The organism is Archangium sp. (assembly GCF_036388035.1).
In the GTDB taxonomy this organism is placed as follows: domain Bacteria; phylum Myxococcota; class Myxococcia; order Myxococcales; family Myxococcaceae; genus Archangium.
Genome location: NZ_DASVSO010001043.1, coordinates 1 through 22,185, shown reverse-complemented (window position 1 = coordinate 22,185; position 22,185 = coordinate 1). Strand labels below are relative to the sequence as shown.

Here is a 22,185-nt window from a genome sequence, read left to right as displayed (position 1 = left end):
TCCCGCGGACGGTGCGTAGGCCGCGGTTGCGGTCAAGGTGCCGAGCAAGAGCGCCCCGAGCAGGCGGCGCCGGTGGGTCACAGCTGGCGGTGTCGTGTTCATCATGGCTTTCCTCATGGGCAAGAAGGTCGGCGTGCGTTGACAGTGGAGGAGGCCCTCACGCCCCTTCTCGGGCTGCGTTCCGCAGCGTGACTCCGGGGGCCTCGACGGCGCCGGTGTGCTCGGTGCGCAGTGCCCGCGAGGCCCACAGGGCCAGCAGCGCCGCTCCGCCGAGCAGCCCCGCGCTCGCGACGAAGGTGCTCTGGTAGCCGCTGCGGTCGAACAGCAGCCCACCAAGTGAGGCGCCCGCCGTGATGGCGAGCTGGATGGCCGCGACCATGAGGCCGCCGCCGGCTTCCGCGTCGTTTGGCAGGGTGCGGCTGAGCCACGTCCACCACGCCACCGGTGCGGCCGTGCCGATGAGCCCCCACAGGGCGAGGAGGCCGGCAGTGGCCAGCAGCGAGTGGCCGAAGACGACCAGGGCGAGGGCGACGAGCGCCATGGCCAGAGGCGCGCCCACAAGCACCGCGGACAGCCGCCGGGCCATGAAGAAACCGATGAGGTACGTGCCCAGGAGCCCCGCGGCCCCCATGCCCAAGAGGAGCAGCGAGAGGGTGGAGACGCTGACGCGCGTGACCGTCTCCAAGAAGGGACGCAGGTAGGTGAACAGGGCGAACTGGCCCATGAAGAGCAGACTGAGCGCCAGGATGCCCGACCGAGCCTCGGGGCGGCGAAGGAGGGCAAGCGTGCTCGGCGGTCGAGCGTCACGCTCGGTGGGCATCGCGGGCAGCGTGAAGAACTGCCAGGCGAGGGTGATGGCGGCAAGCGGGACGACAGCGAAGAAGGAGCCGCGCCAGCCGATGTACTGACCCAGGAAGCTGCCGAGGGGCGCCGCGACGGTGGTGGCCAGTGCGTTGCCGCCATTCAGCAGTGCGAGCGCGCGCGGCACGTCGCGCTCGGGCACCAGCCGCATGACGGTGGCCGTGGAGAGCGACCAGAAGCCCCCGATGACGACGCCGATAAGCGCCCGGCCCACCATGAGCACCGTGAAGGTCGGCGCCAGGGCGGTCACGAGGCCCGAGGCCAGCATCACGCCGGTGAGCACGAGGAGGAGCCGCCTGCGGTCCACCGCCCGGGCGATGGACGCGATGACGAGGCTCGTCAGGACGGCGAAGAGGCCGGACACGCTGACGGCCTGGCCCGCGCGGCCCTCGCTCACGTGGAGGTCGGTCGCGAGGGGCGTCAGGAGGCTCACCGGCATGAACTCGGAAGCGATGAGCGTGGAGACGCACAAGGTGAGCGCGAACACGGCGCCCCACGATGCGGTGCGCGGGGCGGGCGTCACGGATGCGTTGGCGGGCTGAGGGGTCATGGGACTCTCGGGGTTGTTTGGCAGCGCGGCCACGGACCGGCTGTCGGCGATTCGGAAACGTGCTCCACGAGTAACCCTCCGGCTCCGCTCGAAGCGACCTGCCGGACGTGAACGGGCTGTTAAGCTCTGGTTGACGAAGCCTCGGCGTCCGCCAAAGGGCCACGGAGGAAACCCCTGCGATGAAGACCTCGCTCTTCCAGCAGCTCCACGTGTTCCTCGCCGTCGCGCGTCTGCAGAGCTTCCGAGGCGCGGCGCGCGAGCTCGGCGTCTCCACGGCCGCCGTCAGCCAGTCGGTACGTCAGCTCGAGACGCAGTTGGGCGTGGTCCTGCTCAACCGCACCACCCGCAGCGTGTCGCCAACGGACACAGGGCGGCGGCTCGTGGAGGAGGCTGGCCCGGGCCTGGCTCAGGCCGCGGCTGCCCTCCAGGGAGTCTCAGCCCAGCCAGGCGAGGCCCTCGGGCGGCTGAAGCTGTCCGTACCGCGCTCAGCGGTCGCACTCGTCATCGCGCCCGTGTTGCCAGCCTTTCGGGCCCGCCACCCCCGCGTGGACGTCGAAGTCGTCGTCGAACAGCGCCTTATCGACATCGTCGCCGAGGGCTACGACGCGGGCGTGCGCCTGAGCGAGACCATCGAGCGCGACATGGTGCAGGTGCGCCTCACCGGGGCGTTCCGCTTCGTCGTGGTCGGCGCGCCCGACTACCTCGAACGGCGCGGCGCGCCTGAGCGTCCGCAGGACCTGGCCCAGCACGACTGCATCGTCCTACGCTCGCAGACGACCGGGACGCCCTACGCCTGGGAGCTGGAGCGCGGGAGCAAGTCCTGGCGCATCCAGGTGCAGGGAGGGATTGCCACCAATGACGAGATGACGGGCGTGACGCTCGCAGTCCAGGGAATGGGACTGGCTTATGCCCTCGAGCCCGCCATCCAAGACCACCTGCAGTCCGGAAGGCTCGTGCGGGTGCTGGAGGACTATGCGCCCGAAGTCCCCGGCTTCTTCCTGTACTACCCGAGCCGTGCGCAGCGCTCAGGACCCCTGAAGCTCTTCGTGGAGTTGGCCCGAGAGGTCCTTGGTCGCACGCGGTGACACGGAGCGAAGGTGCCAGCCCGCTCGGGGTACGGATGGGGGAGCAAGGCCATGACAAGCGGATTGCCCTCTCGCTCCCTCTCCCACCGGGGGCCATTCCGCCAGGGGGGCCGCAGTGACCTTTCCCCTGGGCCCCGGCAACATGGGCGAGCGGATCGCTCCTCCCCGCCCCCACGCACCACGTCCCCAGCAGGTCCATGCGCCCCCTTCCGAGTCGTCTTGCGTCTGTCATTGCCCTGGTTGTCCTGAGCGTGCTGCTGGCCGCCCCCCGTCCGGCCCGGGCCTACCCCATGCTGCCGTGGCCGGCGTCCCCGTTCCCCGCGGGCACCCTGTATGTCTTTCCCTTCACCTTCGTCTCGGGTGACGGAAAGCTCATCAATACCTACCTCTATGGCGCCCTGGGGCTGTCCGAGCGGTGGGATATCATCGCCGGGGCCTCGGGCAACTTCACGCTCAACCCCGGCTCGGTCACCTTCGGGGTGGTGGACGTGACGCCCCGCTATCTGGTGACACCGCAGCTCGCCCTGTCGCCCCGCATCATCTACACCCCAGGCCAGTCACTGGTGCTCTCCCCGGAGGTGCACACCTCCTGGAACAAGGACAAGTTCACCCTCTGGGTCAACGCGGGCGTGCGCCCCTCCCTGGACCTGAATGGGGGTGGCATCACCTCCACCACCCCCTACGCCTACTTCTCCGGCGAGTATGCCTTCACCCCCCAGGTCTGGGCCGTCTTCGAGGTGGACCCCTACCTCACCATCACCCACTCGCCGTCGACCTCGTTCCAGCCCACGATGCAGTTGGTGGCCGGCGTGGGCTTCGCGCTGGATCCGCAGCAGACCCACCTCTTCGAGGTAGCGGCGATCGCGGCCCTCTCCCCCAACACCCCCTTCTCCTACGCCAGCTCCATCACCTACGGAGCCTGGTACGCCACCTCGTTCGAGCTGTGGAAGAAACAGCCCTGAGCCAGGCAGGGTGTCAGGAGTGAGGTGGGTCGCACCACGCTACTTGCCGGCGGGAGCGTCCTTGGCCGGAGCGGGCGCGGGCTTCACGTCCGTGTTCTGGCCAGCGGCGATCTCCCACTTCTTGCCGGCCTTCTTCATCACGTAGCGCATGCGGGTCTTCAGCACGCCGGACTCCGTGGGCTGGACACCGGGAGGCAGCCCGGTGAACCCCGTCACCACGTGCTCCATGTCGACCACCGCCACGTTGGCATCCACGAAGACGAGCCGCGTCACGGTCACCTCGGTCCGGCTGCCCTTGAAGAGGGTGTTGAACACGAAGGCGTGCCGCTTCTCGATCTCCGCCCGGCCGTTGAAGACGCCCCCCGCGATGTTGATGAACGCGGCATCCGGGGAGAAGTCCTTGCTCCAGGCCGCCGCGTCGGAGCGATTCCAGGCCTCGGTCTGATCGGCCACCAGCTTGCGGAGGGCGGCCTCGTCCGCGGCGTGGGCCTTGGCGGACTGCGCGTGGGCGGGCGAAGCGAGCACGAACGTCAGGGCCACGACCGCGGCCGTCACGAGGGAGAAGTGGGTGCGCATGGGGAAAGTCTCCGGGAGCAACGAGGGGGTGGTTCCACCGCTCGGCGAGCAACCTGCTGAGGCCTCCTTCGGAGTCCTGATGACGCACCGAGCGAGCAGCCCGCGAGCATCGCACACCGCGTCAAGAGCCGGGGAATCCCCGTGTGCCAGAGAGGTCACAGCGCACCATCCGTCTGCTCTCCGTCGACCCCGGGGGTGAGCTGGCGCCCGGCCCCCTCCATGCCGGTACCCCTTCGCTCCCAGCGTGGTATCAGGGGCACCGGTCCCCCTTCCGTGCGCCCCGCGATACGGCAGGAGCGGACCGCCACGAGCTACACCCACAGGGAGGCAGGATGTCACAGGCCTGGACGTACAAGGACTTCGTCAAGGATGCCTTGAGCCGCGTGCCGGAGATCTCCGCCGAGGAGCTCAGCCGCGCCGAGGCACGCCACCACGTGGTGCTGCTCGACGTGCGCGAGTCGGACGAGATGACCGACGGCACCCTGGAGGGCGCGGTGCGCCTGCCGCGCGGCCTGCTGGAGAAGAACGTCCACGAGCACGTGACGAAGCGGGACACGCCCGTCGTCCTCTACTGCGCCACGGGCAACCGCTCGGCGCTGGCCGGCGACGTGATGCTGAGGATGGGCTTCACCAACGTGCGCAGCCTCGCCGGTGGCATCGAGCGCTGGCGCCACCTGGGGCTGCCCGTGTCCGGCGGCGCGGTGGTGTGCCGCCTGCCCGGGGCGAAGCTCAACTGGGACGACGTGCGGCACGAGTTCGCCATCGTGGCGCGCTGCGTGCCGGTGCTCGGCTCGGGGGAGCGCAACCTGGTGTACATGGACCACGCGGCCAGCACGCATGCGCCGGCCTCGGTGCTCACCGCCTATACCGAGTTCGTGGCGCGCGAGTACGCCAACATCCACCGCGGCACGCACCACCTGTCGCGCAAGGCCACCGAGCGCTTCGAGGAGTGCTACTACATCATCGCGGACTACCTGCGCGCCGAGCTGCGCCGCGGGGCCATCTGCTTCACCAACAACACCACGCAGGCCATCGACCTGTGCAGCCACGTGATGGCGGACCGGCCCGGCAAGGTCGTCACCACGGAGATGGAGCACCACTCCAACGAGCTGCCCCACCGCCGCCGCGGCCCCACGCTGCGCGCCCGGGTGACGGACGAGGGGGAGCTGGACCTCGACCACCTGGAAGAGCTGCTGCGCAAGAACGACGTGAAGCTGGTGGCGGTGACGGCCGGCTCCAACGTCACCGGCGTGATGCCGGACCTGCGCAAGATTGCCCGCATGGCGCACGAGAACGGCGCCCTCATCCTCGTGGACGCGGCGCAGGCGCTGGCGCGCATGCCCATCGACGTGCGTGACCCGGACGACGTCGAGCACATCGACTTCCTCGCGGGCGCGGGCCACAAGGCCTACGCCCCGTTCGGCGCGGGCTTCCTCTACGGGCCTCGCGCGCTGATGAGCCAGGCCCCGCCGTACCTCCCCGGTGGCGGCACGGCCTCGAAGGTGACGCCGCGCGACGCCGAGTACCTCCCGGCGCCGGACCGGCACCACGGCGGCACGCCCAACATCGCGGGCGTGGTGGGCATGGCACGGGCCCTCTCCTTCCTCCAGGCCATCGGCATGGAGGAGGTGCGCGCCCACGAGGTGCGCCTCATGGAGCGCCTGCTCAAGGGCCTTCAGGAGATGGGCGGCATCACCCTCTACGGGCCGCCGGACGCGAGCAAGCGCCTGGGCGTGGCCACCTTCAACGTGGACGGGGTGTCGGACCTGCTGGCGGCGGCGGTGCTCTCCGAGGAGGGCGCCATCGCGGTGCGCAACGGCCGCTTCTGCTCGCACCTGTACATGGACAAGCTGCTGTCGGCGAAGGCGAAGGCCGCGGGGCAGACGACGCCTCCCACGGGCGCGGTGCGCGCGAGCGTGGGCCTCTATAATGATGAGAGCGACGTGGACCGGCTGCTGGAGTACGTGCAGCGGGTGCGCGATCGCAAGTGGCGCGGCCACTACCAGGTGAAGGGCGACGCGGTGAGCGCCGAGTTCGCCGGCCGGTGCGCGGACAAGTGGATGGAGTCCACGCAGGAGAGCAACACCACGCAGCCGGACGGAGACATCCACGGCTACGAGTTCGAGGTGCTCCAGCCGGACGGGGCGTGCCGCAGCTACCTCATCGCGGACAAGGACTCGGGCGAGGCGATGCTGGTGGACCCGCTGCGCGAGCATGTGGACCACTACCTGGACCTGCTCAAGTCCAAGCGGCTGCGGCTGCGCTACACGCTGGAGACGCACACCCACGCGGACCACCTGTCGGGCTCCATGCGCCTCAAGGAGCTGACGGGGGCGCTGATGCTGATGCACTCGGCGGCGACTCCGCCGTGCGTGGACAAGCGGCTGCAGGACGGGGACACGCTGGAGCTGGGCACGCTGCGCATCGAGGTGATGGGGACGCCGGGCCACACCGAGGACGCGCTGTGCCTCGTGCTGCCGGGGCGGGTGCTGACGGGGGACACGCTGCTGATTGGCGCGTGCGGCCGGACGGACCTGCCCTCGGGCAGCTCGGCGAAGCTGTACGAGAGCCTCCAGCGGCTGATGGCGCTGCCGGAGGACACGGTGGTGCTGCCCTCGCACGACTACCAGGGCCAGCGGGCGAGCACCATTGGCCGGGAGAAGCGCACCAACCCGCGGCTGCAGGTGCCCAACGCGCAGGCGTTCGCGGAGATGATGGCCGCGCGCAAGCTGCCGCCGCCGCAGAAGCTGCGCGAGGCGCTCGACGCCAACCAGAACTGCCGCTAGGGCGGGGCCCTCCAGGGGAAAGCCATGACCGTCGCCCACACCACGCCGGTGGCCACCGCCGAGTCGGAGCTCGAGGAGCTCCGCATGCTGCACGCGCTCAACCGCGAGGTGGACTCGCTGCTGGAGGGGTGCGTGCGGGATCGGGCCTCGCTGGCGCAGACGTTCCAGCGACTGCTGCCGCTGGTGCTGCGGGAGACGGGGGCGCAGGGCGTCGCCGTCACCACGCGCAACGAGGAGCTGGTGCAGGAGACCTTCCACGCGGGGGACTTCGGAGGCACCTACCCGGGCACGCTGCTGGCCAGCGCGCTGGGCACGCGGCGCGCGGGCGAGGGCACGGTGGTGAGCCAGGAGCTGGACGTGGTGGGCCAGTCGGTGGGACGCATCGGCCTGTACCTGGTGGGGGACCACACCCGGCCCGAGCACGCGGGACGCCTGGAGCGCCTGCTGGACACCGTGGCCGAGCAGCTCGACACGGTGCTGCTGCTGGTGCACACCGCGAGCGAGAAACAGGAGCTCATCCTCCAGCTCAACCACCTGCTGGCCAACCCCGTCTTCGAGGTGGGGATGGACCAGGTGGTGCTGGCCCTGGCGCAGCGGGTGCGGGTGCCGGGCTTCCTGCTGGTGTACCGGGACGCGCTGAGGTCCTCGGTGCTGCACTACCGCTCGTACCGCAATGGCCACCTGGAGCACGAGTCGGGCGAGCAGCCCCTGCCGGTGCTGGACGCGGTGCTGCGCGCGCACGGCCCGGAGCTGCTGGCGCGCGGAGACGAGCGGCTGAAGCGGGCGCTGGGCGAGCCTCGGGTGATGGAGGCGGTGCTGATCTCCAGCCACCTGCACAGCGAGCCGCTGGGCCGCATCCTGCTGTGGTCGGGCGAGGAGGGCTTCTCCAGCTACACGATGGACCTGATGCGGGTGCTGGCGTCGACGCTGAGCCAGCGGCTGGTGGACTACAACCGCGAGCGCACGCACCTCTCGAAGTTCTTCTCCGCAGACACCATTGACGAGCTGTTGCAGTCTCCGGACTACGGGACGCGCTACCTGACGAGCCGGGACGAGGAGGTGGGCATCCTCTTCGCGGACATCAACGGCTTCACGCGGCTGTGCGAGCAGTTGGACAGCCCGGTGCGCATCGGCCGCTTCGTGGACCGGTGGAGCGCGCGGATGGTGGAGCTGCTGTGGCGGCACGGGGGCGTGTTCGACAAGATGGTGGGCGACTGCATTATCGGCCTGTTCGGCCCGCCGTTCTTCCGGAGCGGGCGGCGCGAGCGGGCGGAGGCGCTGGTACGGGCGGCGTGTGACATCCAGCGCACCACGGCGGCGATGAGCACGGACCCCGAGGTGAGGACCATCTGCGAGCGGGTGGGAATGCCGGGGCTGGGCGTGGCGGTGGGGCTGAACCTGGCGAACACGATGTGCGGCCTCTTCGGACCGAACCAGGACTACACGGGCTTCTCCCGGGGGATGAACCAGACGGCGCGGCTGCAATCCCTGGCGAGCTTCCGCGAGACGCTGGTGATGGACTCGGTGAAGCAGGCGCTGGAGGGGAGCGAGGACGGCTTCATCCGCTCGCTCTCCTACGGGCCGCTGACGGAGACGCCGGTGAAGAACGTGGCGAAGCCACTGCGCCATCACCGGCTGCTCATCCCGGACTGAGGGGCGGCGGAACCTCAGCTGCTCTGACGCTGCTGCTTCATGAGGTAGTCTCCGTAGTCCTCGCGCAACTTCGTCTTGAGGAACTTGCCGGTGGAGGTGCGCGGAATCTGGGGGATGAAGACGTAGTCCTCGGGGAGCCACCACTTCACGAAGCGCTGCTCCAGGTGCGCGGCGAGCTCCTCCTTGGTGGCGGACTTGCCGGGCTTGAGCACCACGGCGGCGAGCGGCCGCTCGTCCCACTTGGGGTCCTTCGCGGCGAAGACGGCGGCCTCGAGCACGGCCGGGTGGGCCATGAGGGCGTTCTCCAGGGCCACGGAGCTGATCCACTCGCCGCCGGACTTGATGACGTCCTTGGAGCGGTCGGTGATGCGCACGTACCCATCGGCGTCGAGCGTGACGACATCGCCCGTCTTGAACCATCCATCCGAGGTGAACCGGTCCGGGCCTTCTCCTCCGTAGTACGAGGAAGCCACCCAGGGCCCACGCACCTCCAATTCGCCCATGGTCTCGCCATCCCAGGAGAGCACCTGACCCGAGTCGCTCACGTGACGGACCTCGACGAAGGGAACGGCGTAGCCCTGCGTGGCGCGGAGGGCGAGCCGCTCGGCCTGGGGGGCATGCTCGTGGTGGCGCCGGGGCCGTGCGAGCGTGCCGACGGGGTTCATCTCGGTCATGCCCCAGGCGTGCGTGACGAGGAGGCCATGACGGTGGAGGAAGCCTTCGATCATGGAGAGCGGAGCCGCGGCGCCGCCGATGACCATGGAGCGCACGGACTTCAAATCCCAGCGCTTCGGCTCCTGGTCGAGCAGGGCGAGGATGCCGAGCCAGATGGTGGGCACACCCGCGGCGACGGTGACGCGCTCGGCGGCCATGAGGTCCAGGATGGACAGGGGATCCAGGTGGGGCCCGGGGAAGACGATCTTCGAGCCGGCGAAGAGGCAGCTGAAGGGCAGGCCCCAGGCGGCGGCGTGGAACATGGGGACCACGGGCATGATGGCGTCCGACTCACTGACACCGAGCGTGTCGCTCATGCACTCGACGAGGGTGTGCAGCACACAGGAGCGGTGGCTGTAGAGGACGCCCTTGGGGTTGCCGGTGGTGCCGGAGGTGTAGCAGAGCATCGCGGCGGAGCGCTCCTCCAGCACGGGGAAGGCGAAGGAGTCCTTCTCGGGCGCGAGCAGCTTCTCGTAGTCGAGGCGACCCTCGGGAGCGGGGCCATCATCGGGGATGACGATGACGTGCTCGACGGAGGGGACGGAGGCGATGAACTTCTCGAGCAGGGGAAGCAGCGAGCGGTCCACGACGATGATGCGGTCCTGGGCGTGGCGAGCGATGTAGGCGAGGTCGTTGGGGTGGAGGCGGAGGTTGAGGGTGTGGAGGACCGCGCCCATGGCGGGGACGCCGAAGTACAGCTCCAGGTGGCGGTGGTGGTTCCAGCAGAGCGACGCCACGCGGTCCCCGGGCTTCACCCCGAGCCGGGTGAGGGCGTTGGCGAGCTGGCAGGTACGCCGATAGAAGTCGGCGTAGGTATAGCGGTGGAGCGACTTGTCCGGCTGCCGGCTGACGATCTCAGAGCGGCCGAAGTAGGTGCGGGCCCGCTCGAGGAAGTGGGTCAGCGTGAGCGGGAAGTCCATCATGCGTCCGGTGAGCATCGGTGCGTTCCCCTGCGTTGAGTACGGGCACCGATGCTAGCGAGTCGACTCGCCGGAATGCACCTGTCACGTCGAGCCGGACGTTCACCTCACTCCGGCCGGACGCGCAGCACCACCTTGCCGGTGGCCTTGCGCGAGTCCAGCTCACGCAGCGCCTGGGCTGCCTGTTCCAAGGGGAACACCGAGCCCACCAGCGGCTCCACGAAGCCCTTGTCCGCGAGCGCGGTCAGCCCCTGGGCGATCTCCGTCGTGAGCTGGGGCTCCTGCATGATGAAGGCGCCCCAGGCCACGCCCACCACGTCGATGTTCTTGAGCAGCAGCCGGTTCGTCTTCACCTCGGGAATCCGTCCGCCCGCGAAGCCCACCACCAGCAGCCGGCCCTCGGGCGCGAGGCACTTGAGGCTCAGGTCGAAGATGTCCCCGCCCACCGGGTCCATCACCACGTCCACGCCCCGCCCCTGCGTCTTCTCCTTCACCTGCGACACCCAGTCCCCTGTGGACAGCAACGCCAGGTCCGCGCCCGCGCTCCGAGCCACCTCCGCCTTCTCCTCGCTGCTCACCACCGCGAGCACCCGCGCCCCCGCGCCGCGCGCCACCTGAATGGTCGCCGTCCCCACTCCGCCCGCCGCGCCGTGCACTAGCACCGTCTCGCCCGCCTCGAGCCGGCCCCGCCGGTGCAGCGCGAAGTGCGCCGTGTGGTAGTTCATCACCGTGCCCGCGGCCGCCTCGAAGCTCCAGCCCTCGGGCACGCGGAACGTCATGTTCGGCGGCGCCGCCACCACCTCGGCCCAGCCCCCGAACATGGTGAAGGCCATCACCCGGTCCCCGGCCTTCACCGCCGCGCCCGCCGGAGCGCTGCGCACCACGCCCGCCACCTCGACGCCCGGCACGAAGGGCATGGGCGGCTTCATCTGGTACTGGCCCTTGCTCAGCAGCAGGTCTGGGAAGCTCACTCCCGCCGCCACCACGTCGATGAGCACCTGGTCCCCGGCGTCCGGCTCCGGCATGTCCACCAGCTTCAGACCCTCGGGACCCTCCAACCGCTCGAGCTGCACCGCGCGCATGTTGTCGTCTCCTCGGACCCGCCCACGCGGGCCGCCCAGGTAGGGGTTCCGGACGCTAGCCCGCCCCACGTTCGCGCAGAACAACGCATTGCACGTCCCGGGGCGTCTTCCAGCCAACGCCCCACCCGCCACCTGGGCCCACCCGTGCTTACCCTGGCCCGCGACGATGGCAACGACGACCCAGGCCCACGAGCTCTCCCGGTCCCAGAAGGCCCTCACGCTGCTCGGTGTGCTGATGGCCCTGCTGCTCGCGGCGCTCGATCAGACCATCGTCGCCACCGCGGGCCCCGCCATGCAGGCGGAGTTCCACATCGACCCCGCTCACTACCCGTGGCTCACCACCTCCTACCTGGTGGCCTCCACGGTGATGCTCCCCATCTACGGCAAGCTGTCCGACATCTTCGGCCGCAAGCCCATCCTCGTCTTCGGCATCATCCTCTTCGTCATCGGCAGCGTGCTGTGCGGGCTGTCACGGAGCACGCTCCACGTCATCCTCTCCCGGGTGGTGCAGGGCCTGGGCAGCGCCTCGCTCTTCACCTCGGCCTTCACCGTCGTCGCGGACCTGTTCCCTCCTTCGGTGCGCGGCAAGTACCAGGGGCTCATTGGCGCCGTCTTCGCGCTCTCCAGCGTGGTGGGCCCGCTGCTCGGCGGCTACCTCACCGACCGCTATAGCTGGCACTGGGTCTTCTTCATCAACCTGCCCGTGGGCGTGGTGGCACTCACCTTCATCCTCCTGCGCATGCCCGCGCTCCACCCCCGCGCCGCGGAGACACGCCCCCGGCTCGACCTGGCGGGAGCGCTCGCGCTGGTACTCACCGTGGTGCCGCTGCTGCTCGCGTTGAGCCTCGGCCACGGCCGCTCCGCCCCCGCCAGCGCGGGCGGCTCTCCCTGGGGCTCCGCGCCCATCCTCGGCCTCTTCGCGCTGGCGGCCGCGGGCCTCGTGCTCTTCATCCTCGCCGAGCGCCGCGCCAGCGAGCCCCTGCTCGACCTCCGCCTGTTCCACAACCGCATCTTCACGCTGGGCAACCTCACCGTCTTCATCCTCGGAGCGGGCTTCCTCTCGGCCATCGTGTTCCTGCCGCTCTTCATGGTGAACGTGGTGGGCCTGTCGGCGACGCGCTCGGGGCTCACGCTGACGCCGCTCACCCTGGGCGTGGTGGCCGGCAACGTGCTGGCGGGCCAGCTCGTCTCGCACCTGGGGCGCTACCGGCTGCTGATGCTCGGCTCGCTGGTGGTGCTCACCGGGGGCTACGCCATCATGGGCTTCACCCTCTCGTCCGAGTCCACCCAGGCCGACGTGACGGTGAAGATGATCCTCGTGGGCCTGGGACTGGGGCCCTCGCTGCCGCTCTACACCCTGGCCATCCAGAACGCGGTGCCACCGGGGCAGGTGGGAGTGGCCACCTCCTCGGTCACCTTCTTCCGGCAGATGGGCTCCACCATCGGCGTGGCGCTGCTGGGGACGGTGTTCGCCTCCACCCTCGCCGCTTCGGTGGACACAGGCACGGCGAGGGCCACCGCCAGCCTGCCTCCCGAGGTGCGCGCGCAGCTCCAAGCGTCGGGGACTGGAGGCAGCGGAGGCGAGGACATGGGGGCCGGACAGGCCTTCCCGGCGGAGCGGATTGAACAGGACGTGCGGAGCGGCTTCGCGGCACGGGAGCGCGAGCTGGAGGCGAAGCTCGAAGGCGCCGCCAGGACCCAGGCCCTGTCAAAGCTCGAGGCCGAGGAGGCACGAGCCGTGGCGGCGGTGGGCGAGGTGGAGCAGGCGATGAAGGAAGGCTTCACCCGGGCCATCTCGGCCATCTACCGCATCGCCATCGTCATCTCGCTGCTGGGCTTCCTGCTGACGCTCTTCCTGCCAGAGCAGCCCCTGCGTCACACGAACGCGCCCCTGACACCCGAGTAGGTGCCTGAAAAGGTCCCGTCATGAAACCGCACGACGCGCACCGCTGCGGCGTGTTTCCCCGGGCGACCTGGCTGCGTCTCTTCGCGGAGGTGGGGCTCGACGCACGCCTCGAGCCGCACTCTCAATGCCGTTTCGGCCGACCTCTCCGGCTCACGCGCTCCGAGCAACGGCGATGTGAGGGATTTCCAGGGTGAAGGTGGCGCCGTGACCGGGCCCCTCGCTGTGGACGGCCAAGGAGCCGTCCAGTTCCTGCGCCGCGATGGCGCTGGAGTGCAGGCCAAAGCCGTGCCCCTCGTCGCGCGTGGTGAAACCGTATTGGAAGATGCGCGTGAGCAGCTCCGGCGCGATCCCCATGCCGTTGTCGTGGATGGAGATGCGAATCCGGTCGGCCACCTGCTCCAGCCTCACCGTCAGCAGCCGCTCGCTCGGTGCCACCCCGTCCATCGCGTACTTGGCGTTGCTGATCAGGTTCACCAGGATCATCAGCGTCTTGTGCTTGTCCGTCATCACTGGAGGCAGGGGCGCGATGTGACGCTGCACCTTCACCTGATGGCGCACCAGCCCCGCGAAGTTGATGCGCAGCGCGTCCTCCAGCAGCCCCGGCAGCGACACCTGCTCGTGCACACGCGGAATCCGGGCGTAGTTCTGCTGCACCTTGACGATGTCGCCAATGTGCTCGGTATAGCGGCCCACATCATCGAGCAACGAGACGATCTCCTGGCGGTCCTCGACCAGGTTCTGCCCCAACTTGTCCAGGAAAGGCATGAGGTGGCGCCCCCTCGCGTCCTCGGTGAGAAAGGTGGACAGGTCGGACTGGTGCTCCTGGATCATACGGACCACCCGCTCCACGTGCTCTACCCGCATCCCATTCACCCGCTCCTTGGCCACCTGGGCGGAGGTGTAGACGCTGTTGAGCACGTTGCCCACGTTGTGCAGCACGTTGGTGGCGATCTCCGCCATGCCCGCGCGCCGGGCCGTCTGCACCAGTTGCAGGTGGACGTCCTTGAGTTCACGGGTGCGCTCCTCCACCCGCTGCTCCAGCCCTTCGTTGGCCTCACGCAGGGCCACCTCGCGCCGCTGCACCTCGTCGGCCATGAGCCGGAAGGCCTGGGCCAGTTGCCCCAGCTCGTCATGGCGCGTGGTGTCCAGCGCCACGTTGAAGTCACCGGCCGCCACCTTGTCCGTCGCCTCGGTGAAGGCTTGCAGGGGGCGGGTGATCTGCTGCCGCAGCACCTGGTACATGATGACCAACTCCAGCAGCAACGACAGGATGCCGAGCAACAGCACGTGGCGCGCCGCGAGCAGGGCGGGCTGGGACACCACGTGTCCGGGCAACACCGTGACCAGATTCCAGCCGGGGCCCCGCAGCTTCGTCACGGCGACGTACTCATCGTTCTCCGGCAGTTCCAGGACGGTCTGACCGGGCGCGCGGCTCTTCACCCGCTCGAAGATGGCGCGCAGGTGGGCCGCCTTCTCCGCGGAGCCGAGGCGGTTGACCGCGGCGTCGGGCTGCTCGGTGTTGCTCAGGATGTTGTAGGCGCTGGTGGTGCCCTCCAGCTTCAGCTCGGAATGGGCGATGAGCTGCCCATCGTCGCGGAAGAGCATGTTGTAGGCCCCGGGCAGGTGATCATTGATGGTGCGGGTCATCAACTCGCCGAGCAAGACATCGTGGCCGACCGAAGCGATATGGCGGCCGTCCAGGTCCACCGGTGTGGTGACCGAGGTCAGCCAGATATTGGAGACAACCTCCTTGAAGATGCCCGTCCAGGCGGTGCGCCGCTGGGGATTGTTCTCGGGCTGAGCCAGGGGGAAATCCTCGTAGGAGGCGACCGAGAAATCAGGCGGGAGTTCCTGGACCCAGGTGGGGAGATCCGCCCAGAAGCCCGCGATCGCGCCCTCCGGAAAGGTCACGTAGGTCGTCGAGAAGCGGACATGGAACGCGGGACCAAACCAGGAGAGCACGTCGTACGCGGCCAGCAGCCGGGTGCGAAACCCGGCATCGAGGGGCACCTGTGGGGGAATGAAGACCTGCACCATCCTCGTTCCATCGAGGCCCTCGGGACGGTTGCGGACCGTGCCGTCAGGCAACCGCACGAAGAGCGTGTCGAAGCGGGCATACACCTCCTCTTCTTCATGCTGGAGGGTCCGGATCCGCTCCACCAGGGCCTTCTTGAAGAGGGCATGGTTGTCCTCCGCCAACAGGAAGATGGACTGCTCGCGCTCGCCGCGCTCCACGACATGCTGCTCCAGCCGCTCGATCGCCTCGGTGCGCAGGGCGTGGAGCATGTGGAGATAGCTGAAGAGGGTGGAGAGAGCGACGATGACCCCGATACGCGTCCCCATCTTGAGGAGCGTCGAACGGGCCAGGGGAGCACGAAGGCTGGACGATGGCTGCATGGTGAGGGACCGACCTGGCTTCGCACATCGTGGGCAGCAGGTCAGACATCACCTGCACGTACCCAGGCTCGACGGGCGAAGAGGTTTGAGTGTCCGCAGAGACACAATGCAGGTCAAAGTAATTCCCAGCCCCCCCCAGCGGGAAGCCGTGAGAAGGATGGCTCTTTGCCGTATAACCTTTGTCTGGGGAGCCCAGCCCTTGAAGTACAGCCTTTGTTATCACCACTTGGTGACTACACGGCACGACTCAAGAGTTCTGCTCGGCGGGAACGTAGGGAAGCTCCAGGGTGAAGGTGGCGCCGTGGCCGGGCCCCTCACAGTGGACCGTCCAGGAGCCGCCCAGTTCCTCGTGGGCCGCGATGGCGCTGGAGTGCAAGCCGAAGCCATGCCCCTCGTCGCGTGTGGTGAAGCCGAATTGGAAGATGCGCGTGAGCAGCCCCGGCGCGATCCCATGCCGTTGTCGTGGATGGAGATGCGCACCCGCCCAGCCACCTGCTCCAGCCTCACCGTCAACAGCCGCTCAGCCCCTCCTGCTGGAGGCCTCCAGCCTGCCAGACCACCTGGAGGTCTTCCGGCTGGAGGACTTCTCCACCCTCGTCGTCTGCACCGAGCGCTTCGCCGAGGTCTGCCAGCGCCTGGGCTTGGATGGCATTGCCTTCCACCCGCTGCCCACGCGCTGACGTCCCCACCGGGCATCTGTTCCTCGAAAACCCGGAGCGACTGTGCCAGCTCGTCCACTGACGCAGGGCCCCGCGCCTCTACGGGACGACTACTTCAGCGTGTAGATGGCCGCGTCCTCATGCAGGGCGCCGCTGGTGTCCTTGTACTGGACGTAGACATTGTGGGTGCCAGCCGTCGCCGGGTTGCGCGCCACCACGCGGCTCGTCGTCACGCCCGCGGCCCGGGCAAAGCCAAACGTCGTCATGTCATTCTTGGACGAGGAGCCGGAGCACGCGAACTCGTCCGGCATGTCCGGGATGGTGAGGTCGTAGTGGGCCCCGGACTGGAAGGCGTCACCGCTGCTCTTCACGACGAAAGCACGCTTGGTGATGGTGAGCCCCGGCAGCGGCGTGCCCTGGATCTTCATCTCCGCCACCGTTCCCGCCGGAGCGCCGGTGCCGATGGGCTCCACCCAGGTCACGGTGGAGGTGCTGGTGATGTAGTTGCCACAGCCATCGTTCCACAGGTCGCCGTAGCTCTTCACCTGGCCCACCACGTCTCCATGGAGCGGCGGGGGCGACACCGGACTGGTCGAGTCGGCCGCGTGGGCCACGAGGTGTCCGGGGGGCAGGTGCACGGTGTTGTTGACCGCCAGGTTCGTCCCGGACTCGATGTGGCTGGTGGTATCGGCGATGGCGCTCACGGTGGCGGGAGAGACGTTGACGGTGAACAGCAGGTCATGGTGGGCGAGGGCCACGCCCGTGAACGTGCTGAGGGACAGCAGACCGGCGGCCAACTTCATTCGCGAGTAGCGCATGCGATGCTCCTGGGGCAGGGAACGGGTTGTACTGGGAAGACCCATAATCCCCATTTTCGGCCACAGCGGGCCCAAAGCCCGAAATGACGCCCCGCCCCAGGTGAACTCAGTAGGACAGGCCGTGCTTCGCCGCCTTCTCCTTCACGCCCTTCATCACGTTCGCGTCGAAGGAGTCCTCCTTCTCCGCCACGGTCTTGGCCCTCCAAGCAACACGCTCCGCCGCCAGCTCCGTCGCCTTCTCCTCCAGTGCCTTCCGCTCGTCGGCGAGTTGCTTTACCTTCGCCTCGCGCGCCTTCGCGTCCAGCCCCGCCAGCTCCTGCGGCAGCTCGTCGTCCTTGACGCTCGCCAGCGCCTCCGGCTGCGCCACCACGTCCACCGCCCCGGCCGCTGACGGGTGCCGGCCGAGCTGTGAGCCGGGCCGGTGGAGAGGCCACGCAGCCTCCTTGGGCAGGCCTGCCCAGGGCCGCGCCTCCCATGAGGGGCGCGGCAGGCGCACCCTGTCTCTTGGCTGTGGCGGCTCAAGCCTCCACCCCTTGCGCCCTGGGGTGGCGCTCGCGCCGGGGTCAGGCTCGCACCTGCCGGGGGCAGTCCCAGGTGCTCCAAACTCGCGCGCACCCCTCCCGCTTGCTTCACGGCCCGCCAGCACCCGTCGCCTGCCTCCACACCTGACGCAGGCCAACACGTCCAGCGCGAATGTCCCGCGCAGCAGCTCTGCCTGGTCCACTCGCGCCGTCCTCTCCTTCAGCGGCTCCTTCCTGGCCGCTGCCTCAAGCGCCACGCTCGCCTTCTCCTCACCTGCTTCGGGCAAGCTCCTCGGGGGCCGGAGACCGCCCTTGGGCGGCTTCCGGCCTGGGGAGTTCGCGTCATGCCCGGGCTGACACGGCCAGGCAGCGGCTCAGGGTTGAGGCGTGTAGAGCTCGCAGGACGGGCTGGGGGAGTTGTAGTTGTCGCTCCCGGCGGCCAGCACCTTGCCATTGAGCAGCAGCGTCACCGTGTGCCCCCTCCTGGACTCGAGCATCGGTGACGTCGGTGCCCAGCTTCCCGTGGCCGGATCATACACCTCCGCTTCCCGGACGAGTCCGTTGGACGCTTCCCCTCCCGAGAGGAGCACCCGGCCGTCGAGCAGGAGTGTCGCCTTGGCGCCGTTGCGGACCAGGGACAGGTCGCCGCTGCGCTTCCATTGCCCAGTGGTGGGGAGATAGAGCCAGGAGTGCGCCGGGCCTCCCGCCACCAGCACCCGGCCGTCCCGCAGCAGCGTCGCCGCATGGGTCACGAGCGGGTCCCCGGGAAGGGCCGGCGTGGTCCAGGTGTTCGTCGTGGGGTGGTAGAGTGAGGCCACCGGGTAATTCCAGTCGCCGCCCACCACCAGCACCCGCCCATCCTGGAGCAGCGTCGCCGTGTGTTGCGCATGGTTATAGGGAGGCGGCGGCAGGGAGGACCACATCTGGGTCACCGGATCGTACACTTCGGCCGCTCCATACCCGTTGCTGGCATAGCCGCCGACCACGAGCACCCGCCCGTCCTGGAGCAGCGTCGCCGTATGAGAAGTGCGGGGCTGGACCATGGAGCCGCTCACGGTCCAGCTGCCGGTGGCCGGATCATACAGTTCGCTCTCGGCGGGCTTGTTCTGGTGCATACCGCCTCCCGCGATGAGCACCTTGCCGTTTTTCAGCAGCGTGGCCGTGTAGTGAGCGCGGGCATGCTTCAGGGGGCTGGTGAAGCTCCATCGCGCCGTCGCCGGGTCGTACAACTCCGCGGTGGGCTGGTCCCAGGCGGGGCCGATCAGCACCTTCCCGCTGTCCAACCGAACGGCGTCGTGGTTCATGCGTCCCCTGTTCAGCCAGCCCGTCCTCGCCCAGGGGCCCGTCTGGAGGCGGAGGAAGAGGGGGACGCCGCCCAGGCCGCTCCCGTCCGTGCCGCTGTAGGGCGTGGCCACCAGGGTGTGGGCGCCGGGCCCCGCCAGGGAACCCGTGGGATCCAGCGTGTAGGGCGCGGCATTGTCGTGCGTGGTGATGCCGTCGCAGACGAACCTCACACTGCCCACGGTGGCCGGGAAGGTGTTTGCCTGGAGCTTCCAACCCTGGGGCAGGCTGTCCGTCCGCAGCATCATGCCGTTGCGCAGCGATTCGTAGCCGGGCACGGGCTGGCCGTTGCCGTCCACCAGGCAGAAGCCGGTGACGGCGCTGACGTGGTTGGGAAGCGGGGGCGTGGTGGCGTTGATGGTGAGGGTGTTGCCGCCGAAGGTGCGCACCTGGAAGCCGGAGAAGTCCTCGCTGTAGGTGCGCGACTGGTCCTGTAGCACCCGCAGCGCGATGAGCTCGCCCAGCCGCACCGCGCTCTCGTGGTCGCTGCGCCAGTGGACGCCCCCGAACAGCCGGCCGATGCCGATGTTCATGGCCAGCTTGTCCAGCTCGTTCTCAATCGTCAGCGCGGGCCCGGTATAGGGCACGAGCGACAGGCCGTCCGCGCTCGGCTCCACCGGGTTCTTCACCGGCAGGTCCGTCTTGTAGAACGCCTTGAGCATCGTCACGCCCGCGCCCACGTAGGTGGAGTGGCCCGAGCCGTACGCCGGATGCAGGGGCGAGCCCTCGGGGAAGGCCTGGGCCAACAGGTACGTGCCCGCGCCTCCTGCGTTGAGTTCTTTGTTGCGATCGAACATCCGCTTGAGCACCGGCGAGTCGAGCAGCTCGGCGTTGACGGGGTAGGTGCGCGTGCCCGCCTTCGTGTTGTGGACGCGGCCGGCGAACTCCTCCGGGCGCTGGCGCCGGTGCACCTGCCACTTCTGGAACCAGACGCCCAGCAGGGCCAGCTTCATGATGCGGCCGATCAGGTCCTGCCCGTCGGCGTTGCCGAAGGTGGCGAAGGCGTCCTGCTTCAGGTACTGGCGGTACGGGTTGTTCAGGTCGTGCACCGGCGGCGAGGACTTGCCGTCGCGGTCCGTGTCATTCTGCCCGCTGATGATGAGCGCGGCATTGAGGCTGGACTGCAGCGGGAAGTCGTGGTGGACGAACTCGGCCAGGTCGCGGCCGTTGCGCAGGTAGCGCGGCGTCGGATCCAGCGTCTCCTCCTGGGAGGGCAACTGGCCGTTCTGGATGCGCAGCCACTCGGAGAATGTGAAGACGCGGTCATCCCCGGCCACCCGCGTGCGGATGCGCTGGGGGAGGGTCTGCGTGCCGTAGGGGACATCCTGGAGCAGGAACTGCGAGATGAAGGGGCCCACCGTGCTGCCGGGCAGGGTGTCGCGGAACAGTGTGTCCACCGTCACCTGCCCGTTCACCTGGGGGCCGCGGAAGACGCCGAGCTGGTTGAGACGCTGGAGGGCCTCGGTGATGACGGGGGGGGAGGCAGCGTAGTCCAGGAAGCGCACGTCGCGCGCCAGTGCCATCCAGTACAGCTCCTCCATCTCCCCCGAGGTCTCCAGGCTGGTGAAGGCCGGTGCGGGAGCCAGGGCGATGGCGTGGGAGTCCGCGCCCTCGAGCTGGTAGGCGTAGGCCGACTGCGGGTTGACGAGCTGGCGGCTCCCGCCCAGGTTGATGGCCTCGAAGTGGGCGGGCTCGCCGCTGGCGATGGCGGTCAGCAGCTTGGAGTACTCGACGGTGTTGACGTCCCCGAGCGAGTCGTGCGGCAGCCCCTTCGAGTAGCTGGCGAAGCGGCTGGGGTAGCGCGCCTCGTCGCCATTGTCGGGGTGCTCGGGCAGGGGAATGCCGCGCTGGAAGGCGGCGGCCTCCTCGCGGACCCACTGGGCGGCGTCAGCGCGGGTGGCGCCGGGAGGGGGGACGGCTCGTGGGGCGGCGGACTCCTCCTGCGGGTCAGGCTTCTTCTCTTCCTGCGCGAGCTGGGCAGCGGACTCTCGGGGTGTCATGCAATTGCTCCGTGTCAGGGTTGCGAGTGCAGGCTGCACGCAGGGTCTGACATGGATTGCATGTGTTTGATGATGGACTTCCGCCCGGCATGTGGGCATGGGAGCAACATGATGGTCCGCCTGAGGCAGGAAGGCGCGAAGCTCGAACGGACGGTGCAGCTCGCGCTCACCTGCGGCGAAGAGACCACCGATGCCTTCAACGCGGCGGTCGCACCGACGGCACGGGAAAGCTGCTCGTCCAGAACATCCAGGTTGGTGAGAAGGCGGTTCAGAACTATCGGCTGGAGACGACGAACCTGGGGTCGCGACCGCACCTCCCATTCCTTGCTGCGCACGACGTGCGTGGCCACGCTGCTGGAGGGCGGACACGCCAACCATGCGCTTCCGCAGCATGCCGAAGCGAACGTCAATTGCCGGATCTTCCCCGGCAACACGGTCGAAGCGACGCAGGCTGCGCTCCTGGGTGACCTCCTTCGTCGCCTGGTACAACTCCCAGCACCGCCACAGCGCCATCCACTTCGTCACTCCAGATGACAGGCATTTTGGCCGCGAGGGGCAACTACTGACTCGCCGCCACCAGGTGTACCAGCGCGCTCGCCACCGTCACCCCGAGCGCTGGCGCGGCAGCACCCGCGACTGGACTCCCTCTGGCCCCGTCCGCCTCAACCCCTCCCCGCCCCCCACCCCTGCAGTGCTTTCGTTTCGGCTCACTGCTTGAGTCAGCTTCTCGCGACCACTACGTTGACACTCACCGCTCTCATGGGCCGCAATGGGGAGGAATTGAAACCGCTCCCGCTGTGGCACACGGGCCCCATCCACCCGGGGGCGGACGGTGGCCAGGTGGTGGTGGAGTTTGAAGCGACAAAGGATCAGGCCCGAGGCGCGTACACCCTCAAGCTGTGGGATGCCGGGGGCGCATGGTTGCACTCGGCAAGGTAACATTTGCGTAGGTTTGAATTGCCTACTCGGAATCTTCGGCTGGTTCGTCTGTCTCCACGTCTTCCCCTTCAAGGGGGGCGCTCATGAAGGTATACCTTCCAGGCAATCGAACGACCATGAAACCCTTACCGGCGATTCTGACGCGCTCTGCGTCCTCTGCCTTCCCGCTGGCCAGCCATTTGTCTGCCTCTTCCCGGGTGGCGAACTCATGGGAGACCTTGAGCTTGAATGAGGGGTCAAAAACGTCCCGGTAGAACCTGCGAAAATCATCCTCTTTCCGGATGTGACGGGGGTAGATCAATGCAATCTGCGCAAGTTCGATTGCGTCCCTCTCTGGCGAACCCTCCGGATGCTTCTCGATGATTGAGTTGAGAATGTGGAGGATTGCCTCTGTGTCAAAGTCTGGGATATAGGG

The 22,185-nt window shown here is 68.6% G+C and carries 16 protein-coding genes and 1 pseudogene; 7 read left to right on the top strand and 10 right to left on the bottom strand.

The genetic code is table 11. The annotated features are described in order from the left end of the window. Positions 1 to 157 precede the first annotated feature (157 nt). Positions 158 to 1,411, bottom strand: a complete 1,254-nt coding sequence (locus VF697_RS42870; RefSeq protein ID WP_331104495.1) for an MFS transporter — start codon at positions 1,409 to 1,411, stop codon at positions 158 to 160. A gap of 179 nt (positions 1,412 to 1,590) precedes the next feature. On the opposite strand from VF697_RS42870, the gene VF697_RS42865 reads away from it, so the two are divergent. Further along, a complete protein-coding gene (locus VF697_RS42865; protein ID WP_331104493.1) occupies positions 1,591 to 2,496 on the top strand; it encodes a LysR family transcriptional regulator in 906 nt (301 codons plus the stop codon). 251 nt (positions 2,497 to 2,747) lie between these two features. Then, positions 2,748 to 3,458, top strand: coding sequence for a hypothetical protein (locus VF697_RS42860; protein ID WP_331104491.1), 711 nt, complete (start codon positions 2,748 to 2,750; stop codon positions 3,456 to 3,458). Positions 3,459 to 3,497: 39 nt separating this feature from the next. Here VF697_RS42860 and VF697_RS42855 read toward each other — a convergent pair whose 3' ends face one another. Continuing rightward, entirely contained in the window at positions 3,498 to 4,034 is a 537-nt protein-coding gene (locus VF697_RS42855; RefSeq protein WP_331104489.1) for an SgcJ/EcaC family oxidoreductase, read from the bottom strand. Between the two features lie 332 nt (positions 4,035 to 4,366). Between VF697_RS42855 and VF697_RS42850 the strand changes: the two genes are divergently transcribed. Both VF697_RS42850 and VF697_RS42845 read left to right on the top strand, forming a co-directional pair. Continuing rightward, positions 4,367 to 6,820 (top strand): aminotransferase class V-fold PLP-dependent enzyme, encoded by a 2,454-nt coding sequence (locus VF697_RS42850; protein ID WP_331104487.1) that lies wholly within the window; start codon positions 4,367 to 4,369, stop codon positions 6,818 to 6,820. A gap of 24 nt (positions 6,821 to 6,844) precedes the next feature. Continuing rightward, on the top strand, positions 6,845 to 8,473 hold the full coding sequence (locus VF697_RS42845; RefSeq protein ID WP_331104485.1) for an adenylate/guanylate cyclase domain-containing protein: 1,629 nt from the start codon (positions 6,845 to 6,847) through the stop codon (positions 8,471 to 8,473). Positions 8,474 to 8,487: 14 nt separating this feature from the next. On the opposite strand, the gene VF697_RS42840 is transcribed toward VF697_RS42845, so the two are convergent. After that, positions 8,488 to 10,125 (bottom strand): long-chain fatty acid--CoA ligase, encoded by a 1,638-nt coding sequence (locus VF697_RS42840; protein ID WP_331104483.1) that lies wholly within the window; start codon positions 10,123 to 10,125, stop codon positions 8,488 to 8,490. An 89-nt stretch (positions 10,126 to 10,214) separates the two neighbouring features. Beyond that, positions 10,215 to 11,189 carry an NADPH:quinone oxidoreductase family protein gene (locus VF697_RS42835; RefSeq protein WP_331104481.1) on the bottom strand — a complete coding sequence of 325 codons (975 nt, stop codon included), beginning with the start codon at positions 11,187 to 11,189 and terminating at the stop codon, positions 10,215 to 10,217. Between the two features lie 166 nt (positions 11,190 to 11,355). Between VF697_RS42835 and VF697_RS42830 the strand changes: the two genes are divergently transcribed. Continuing rightward, on the top strand, positions 11,356 to 13,095 hold the full coding sequence (locus VF697_RS42830; protein ID WP_331104479.1) for an MDR family MFS transporter: 1,740 nt from the start codon (positions 11,356 to 11,358) through the stop codon (positions 13,093 to 13,095). Between the two features lie 150 nt (positions 13,096 to 13,245). Here VF697_RS42830 and VF697_RS42825 read toward each other — a convergent pair whose 3' ends face one another. Both VF697_RS42825 and VF697_RS43655 read right to left on the bottom strand, forming a co-directional pair. Next, a complete protein-coding gene (locus VF697_RS42825) occupies positions 13,246 to 15,438 on the bottom strand; it encodes an ATP-binding protein (RefSeq protein ID WP_331104476.1) in 2,193 nt (730 codons plus the stop codon). A gap of 301 nt (positions 15,439 to 15,739) precedes the next feature. Beyond that, positions 15,740 to 16,014: pseudogene (locus VF697_RS43655) on the bottom strand (ATP-binding protein); the annotation flags it as partial. Between the two features lie 8 nt (positions 16,015 to 16,022). Here VF697_RS43655 and VF697_RS43650 point away from each other — a divergent pair. Beyond that, a complete protein-coding gene (locus tag VF697_RS43650) occupies positions 16,023 to 16,172 on the top strand; it encodes a double-CXXCG motif protein (protein ID WP_414641473.1) in 150 nt (49 codons plus the stop codon). 89 nt (positions 16,173 to 16,261) lie between these two features. Here VF697_RS43650 and VF697_RS42810 read toward each other — a convergent pair whose 3' ends face one another. The 3 genes from VF697_RS42810 to VF697_RS42800 all read right to left on the bottom strand — a co-directional run bounded on the left by VF697_RS42810 (position 16,262) and on the right by VF697_RS42800 (position 20,831). Beyond that, positions 16,262 to 16,969: a hypothetical protein gene (locus VF697_RS42810; protein ID WP_331104472.1), complete on the bottom strand. Its 708-nt coding sequence runs from the start codon at positions 16,967 to 16,969 to the stop codon at positions 16,262 to 16,264. 106 nt (positions 16,970 to 17,075) lie between these two features. Further along, positions 17,076 to 17,465 (bottom strand): hypothetical protein, encoded by a 390-nt coding sequence (locus tag VF697_RS42805; RefSeq protein ID WP_331104469.1) that lies wholly within the window; start codon positions 17,463 to 17,465, stop codon positions 17,076 to 17,078. Between the two features lie 399 nt (positions 17,466 to 17,864). After that, complete coding sequence (locus tag VF697_RS42800) at positions 17,865 to 20,831, bottom strand: kelch repeat-containing protein (protein WP_331104467.1); 2,967 nt, start codon at positions 20,829 to 20,831, stop codon at positions 17,865 to 17,867. Between the two features lie 108 nt (positions 20,832 to 20,939). Between VF697_RS42800 and VF697_RS42795 the strand changes: the two genes are divergently transcribed. Next, on the top strand, positions 20,940 to 21,365 hold the full coding sequence (locus VF697_RS42795) for a peptidase dimerization domain-containing protein (protein WP_414641472.1): 426 nt from the start codon (positions 20,940 to 20,942) through the stop codon (positions 21,363 to 21,365). 427 nt (positions 21,366 to 21,792) lie between these two features. Here the strand turns inward: VF697_RS42795 and VF697_RS42785 are convergent. Continuing rightward, positions 21,793 to 22,185: hypothetical protein (locus tag VF697_RS42785; protein ID WP_331104463.1), on the bottom strand; the 393-nt coding region annotated here is incomplete at its 5' end.